Raw genomic sequence first — 5,563 nt, 5'->3', positions numbered from 1 at the left:
GTCAATTGGCAAACCCCATTATCTATAAATTCAAATGTCTTTGAAGGTTTAATTTTAGATAATATAACTTTAACCGTACCAAAAGGCACAAAAGACAACTATGAATTAGCAGACGTTTGGAAAGATTTTGGAGCTATAAGTGAAGCATTAAGTTCCTTAGATATAAATACTGAAAACACCGTGAAATTTTATCCAAACCCTGTTAAAGATATATTACATATAACTTTAGATAGTACATTAAACTTTAAACAAGTAAATATTTATACCGTATTAGGCAAGTATTTATATTCCGAGAAAAGTTTAAGCATAGATGTTAGTTACTTATCAAGTGGCATCTATATTTTTGAAGTAGAAACCAGTCAAGGGAAAACATCAAAAAAAATAGTGAAATTGTAGCTGGTTCAAACTATAAAATTTTAATTTATAAAGGTTTCTAATTTATTTAGGAGCCTTTTTTTATTGATGTTTATTTGGTATTTAATGCCATTAAAAGCAATAAAAAAACAGTGAAAAGGATTAATATTTAACAAAAAAGAAAACTAAAAATTGAATTTGTCCTGTTATTATAACAACCATAAGTTTTATTAGAAAAAAGGAGTAAATTGGCTTAACATAATAAGTGTTTTTTTACTAAGGAATATCAATTAAACATCAAAATGATTGATTAAGTTAGTTTCTGTTTCCTTTATATTTCAATATAAAATAGAACCGTAACTAGGCTATGCTAATATTTTTTATTTCATCTAAAGAAAAATATAATTCAATTTTATGATCAATCACTCTGAAATTCATTTAGGATAATCCACAAAATATTGAACTCAAGTTAATGTCTAGAGGTAAATCCTCAAGCGGATTTACTGATCCGTCATTTGGTTCATTCTTGTGGCAGCTATCTTCTTCCTCCTCCAGAATAAGTCATAGCTTCTCCTTTTCCAAATCCATAACTCACTCCTAGCGTAATGATTCGTCCTCTTTGTCGTTTGGAATAAACATAATATGTAGGTTGACTTATAGTAACTTCTCTAATACGAGAATTAAATATGTCTGTTGCGCTAAGACTTATTACCACTTTCCCGTTTGCTATTTTTTTGCGTAAACCAAAATCTGCATAAGTGTTTTGAGAAGTTTCGCCTTGTACTGTCTTGTAAGCGGATTGAAAATTCCCAGTTAATTCTACCTCAAATTCTGCTGGTAACTTTAGTTTTCCAGTCATTCTAGTAGTCCAACTTCTACCGATAAAATCAAAGTTTTCGCCATCAAGCTCTCCTTTTCTGTCAAAATAACTAAAATTGAAATCACTGTTTAAAGAAAACCAATTCCAAGGGCTGTATTTAGCGTTTAACTCAACACCTGTTGTATTGTTTGTTCCAATATTTTCTGGTTTCGTAATACTAACGTTGTCTTCGAAATAAGTTATACGCTCAACGACATCATTAGTATATCTATGATAAATACTGGCGTTGATAGAAGCTTTTGGAATGATAAAAATACTAGTCAATTCAAATGAATCTGTGTATTCGGGTTTTAAATCAGGGTTTCCTACTCTGTAGTTATAATCATTTCTAATATTAAAAAAGGGATTTAGGTCCCATAATCTTGGTCTGAAAATTCGTTTAGAATACCCCCCTTGCATTGAGATTTCTTGATTAAACTTATAAGATATATGTGCACTTGGAAAAAAGTCTGTATAATTTTCTTCATTTCCTTCATCTGTATCAATAAGAAGTGTGTTTAAATTAGTGTTTTCTAATCGTAATCCCGCTTTTACTCCCCAAGAAGCATATTCATATGAACCTGTTGCATATATACCCAAGACCTTTTGGTTATATTCGAAATTATTTGTTAAATCTGAATCTGTGACCCAATCTTCGTTAGTAAAATCCCAATCCCTAACAGTAAAATCATTGCCAACATCATTGATAACATATTGAGTTCCTGTTTCTAAAGTTGAGTTTTCAGAAATTGGTTTTGTATAGTCTAACTTTAAAGTGAAGTCTTGTTGTTGAAACTCAGTCTCTGTTTGTTGATTTTCAAATTCGCTGTCACCAAATGTTGGCAATACTTCGAACTCTGACTCTTGATCTTTTCCAAAATATCTTCCCAATGCGCTAAACAACAAATCGTGGTCTTTGTGGTCTTTAAAATCTTTTTTATACTGTAATTCATATTGCCATTTTGGATTAGTAGCATCTGTTGTTTCATTACGATTCCATTCAGAAATTAATGTATTCTCTTCATAAGAACTAAAATATGTTTTGGACGGCATGTCTTCAATTTCATATGTAAAATTTCCTGATAAGGTAATTATGTTTAATTCGTTTATCTCATAATCAGTTCCTAAAACAAGATTGTAATAATTTTCATTTCTGTATTCTGTGCTTATGCTATTGATCGTTGTGTTGTCTTCTAAGTTCTGATTGCTGTTTTCGTTGTCATAAATTCTTTCTTTGTACCCAGCTCCTAGTTGCGCAAATAAATTAAATTTTTCAGATCTTTTGTTTATGCTCAGACCCATACTGTGATTGTGAGGTGTGCCTGTATTGAGAGAAATAGAGCCATTTAGACCCTTTTTTTTGTTCTTTTTTAGGATTATGTTTATAATTCCTGAGGTTCCTTCGGCGTCATATTTGGCAGATGGATTGGTGATTACTTCTACACTTTCAATCATATCTGCAGTAATAGAACTCAAGGAATTGCTTGGGTCATCTGCTATAATTGAAGGTTTTCCGTCAATCAAAACTTGTACACCAGAACTCCCTCTTAAACTTATTTCACCTTCTATGTTGATGTTTACAGAAGGGACATTATTCAATAACTCCAATGCTCCCATTCCGGTAGAACTTAAGTCTCTCCCAACATTAAAAACACGTCTGTCTAATTTAAACTCTGTAGTAGATTTTTCGGCTCTAATATTTACTTCTTCTAAAGTATGACCTTCATAGATTCCTATTTTACCAAGATTGGCTATGTTAGAAGAAAATAAAACCTCTGGAATAACTTTTGTTTCAAAACCTATATATCGAATTTCTAAAGAAATATTAGATGAATTTATCGTGATTTCAAAAGACCCATCATCCGCTGTGGTTGTACCTGTAATGTTTTCTGAGGTTTCTTTATTGATAACGATCAAAGTAGCGAATGGAATAGGGGTTTTATTCAGTTCATTCACTACCACACCTTTAACTTTAAATGATGTTTGTGCATGTAAATCGTTTAGGAGGCATGTTGTTAATGATAGAAATAAAAAAAGAAATATACGTTTCATCGTTTGATTAAAATTTTAATCAAAATTAACTGAATTTATTTTATATCAAAACACAAATCTATCAACTACCATTTTATCCTGACCAAATGCATTATTTTTTGTTTAACATCTTGTAGGTGTTGAGTTAATCAGAGAAGAACATGTTTTTAAATTGAACAATTTAATAAGTATTTTTATCTACTAAACGTCCAATATTTTATTTTTCAGTGATGTTTTTTTGAATATTCATTTTCGATATTTGGTGCAATCTAAAGTGAGTTATAGAATAGTTTTTACTTATGAAAAAGCATGATTCTGCTCAGCCTGACGACACTTACTATTCTTTTGCAATAAAACAATTATTCCTTTTTAATACTATGTTTTGCGTAATTTAAGTCCATGACATCATATCTTTTAGAAATATAATTTAATCTTTGTTGAAAATCATTCCAGTTTTTCCCTTCTTCTGATGACCAAACTACTTCTGATAAAGCTGTCATTCTAGGTAATAGCATATATTCAACAGAATCTGTAGTTTCCATATATTCTGTCCAAACATTTCCTTGAACTCCTAAAATATACTTTTGTTCCTCTTGAGTTAATTCTTCAGGTGCTGGATTATAAGAATATACTTGAAAAACAGTTGTCAATCCTCCAATTGCCAATGGCTCATTTTCTCTGTCTTTAGATTGATAATAATCAAAATAACAATACTGTTTTGGAGTCATAATGACATCGTGTTTCTGTTTTGCTGCTGTTATTCCTCCTTTGGTACCTCTCCAAGACATCAAAGTGGCATTAGGAGCCAATCCTCCTTCTAAAATTTCTTCCCAACCAATTATTTTCTTCCCTTTAGAATTTATATATTTTTCCATTCGTTGAATGAAATAACTCTGTAACTCATGCTCGTTTTTTAATCCTTTTTCCACCATTGTTTGTTGACATTTTGAGCATTTTTTCCAATTTCCTTTTGGACATTCATCTCCTCCTATATGAATGTATTGAGCGGGAAATAATGGAATTATTTCGGCCAAAACATTTTCTAAAAACTCAAAGGTTTCTTCTTGCCCAGCACAAAACACATCATCAATAACTCCCCAGGTTTCATACACTATTTTTGGTGTTCCATTGGCTTGTAATTCTTTCCCTTTGATTGAACCCATATCCTTATAAATTTTAGTCGGTTCATTTGGGAAACAACTTAAGAAGGGATAGGATGCAATGGCTGCACCACCGTGACCTGGTAATTCAATTTCAGGGATTACGGTAACATGACGTTCTGAGGCATATTTAACGATCTCCTTTATATCTTCTTGCGTATAAAAACCACCGTATTTTTTTTGATCGTTTGAAGTTCCAGGGTGATGACCAACGATAGTCCCATTTCTCCAAGCTCCAACTTCAGTTAATTTTGGGTATTTTTTTATTTCTATTCTCCAACCTTGATCTTCAGTTAGGTGCCAATGAAAGGCATTCATTTTATGCATTGCAATTAAATCAATGTATTTTTTCACAAATGAAACAGGAAAAAAATGACGAGCAACATCTAAATGCATTCCTCTGTATAGATATCTCGGGCTGTCTTTAATACTAACTGCTGGAATAGTTAATTCTTTTGTTAACCCATCTTTTGATTCTATGGAAGCAGGCATCAATTGTCTTAATGTTTGAATGCCATAAAAAACACCTTTAGAAGTTTTTCCTGAAATGATAATTTCATTGTAGGCTACTTTTAGTTCATACCCTTCATTATTAGTTATAGCGTCATCTATTTTTAATATAATATTTCCATTATCGCTTTTGGGATCAAATTTAATATTCTCTCCTGAAGAAAGACTTAGCATTTCTGCTAGATAATCCCCCTCGGTTATCAAACTTGAATCTCCTACTATTTTAGTGTTATCGTCTATCAAAAATCTTCCTTTTAAAACTTCCAGAGTAGATGGTTTTGGAATTATTTGATAATCTTCAGCTGCAGTTATTACATCTTTGTATTTATTTGAACAGGATACGCTCAATAAACATAGGAATACGATAATAGATCTCATTTTTGTTATATTAATTTATTAGACTTGCTGAATTTAACCCAAAAACTCAATTTTTGCATTACAAATATAGGCGTTTTGATTTATGCTTGCCAATGATATTGGCAATTTTAGATTAAGTTATATCAATTTTCTGAGTTATACGCCTAGTGTCTGTTTTATGTTTTTTTGATATTTAGGTTTTTGTAGTACCATTCTAAGAATTGTTTTATGAAAAATGGATTCTTTGTATTGTGACCTATTAATTCTAAAACAAAATTCATCAAAGTAAGCT

At 31.1% G+C, this 5,563-nt stretch carries 3 protein-coding genes and 1 pseudogene; 1 reads left to right on the top strand and 3 read right to left on the bottom strand.

From position 1 onward, the window contains the following. Positions 1 to 396 (top strand): T9SS type A sorting domain-containing protein (locus V5787_RS07235; RefSeq protein ID WP_336892587.1); only part of this gene is annotated, 396 nt, incomplete at its 5' end. A gap of 493 nt (positions 397 to 889) precedes the next feature. Here the strand turns inward: V5787_RS07235 and V5787_RS07230 are convergent. The 3 genes and pseudogenes from V5787_RS07230 to V5787_RS07220 all read right to left on the bottom strand — a co-directional run. Next, positions 890 to 3,265, bottom strand: a complete 2,376-nt coding sequence (locus V5787_RS07230; RefSeq protein WP_336892586.1) for an outer membrane beta-barrel family protein — start codon at positions 3,263 to 3,265, stop codon at positions 890 to 892. Positions 3,266 to 3,603: 338 nt separating this feature from the next. Then, positions 3,604 to 5,292: a beta-N-acetylhexosaminidase gene (locus V5787_RS07225; protein WP_336892585.1), complete on the bottom strand. Its 1,689-nt coding sequence runs from the start codon at positions 5,290 to 5,292 to the stop codon at positions 3,604 to 3,606. A 135-nt stretch (positions 5,293 to 5,427) separates the two neighbouring features. Then, positions 5,428 to 5,563, bottom strand: a pseudogene (locus tag V5787_RS07220) (IS1595 family transposase); the annotation flags it as partial.

Origin of the sequence: Flavicella sp. (assembly GCF_037132785.1) — a bacterium.
Classification (GTDB): domain Bacteria; phylum Bacteroidota; class Bacteroidia; order Flavobacteriales; family Flavobacteriaceae; genus Flavicella.
The sequence above is the reverse complement of the archived record's forward strand: the minus strand, read 5'-3'. Positions and strand labels throughout refer to the sequence as shown.

Excerpts from the sequence above, each read along its gene's own strand:
- V5787_RS07230 (WP_336892586.1), bottom strand. The coding sequence starts at position 3,265 with ATGAAACGTATATTTCTTTTTTTATTTCTATCATTAACAACATGCCTC.
- V5787_RS07225 (WP_336892585.1), bottom strand. The coding sequence starts at position 5,292 with ATGAGATCTATTATCGTATTCCTATGTTTATTGAGCGTATCCTGTTCA.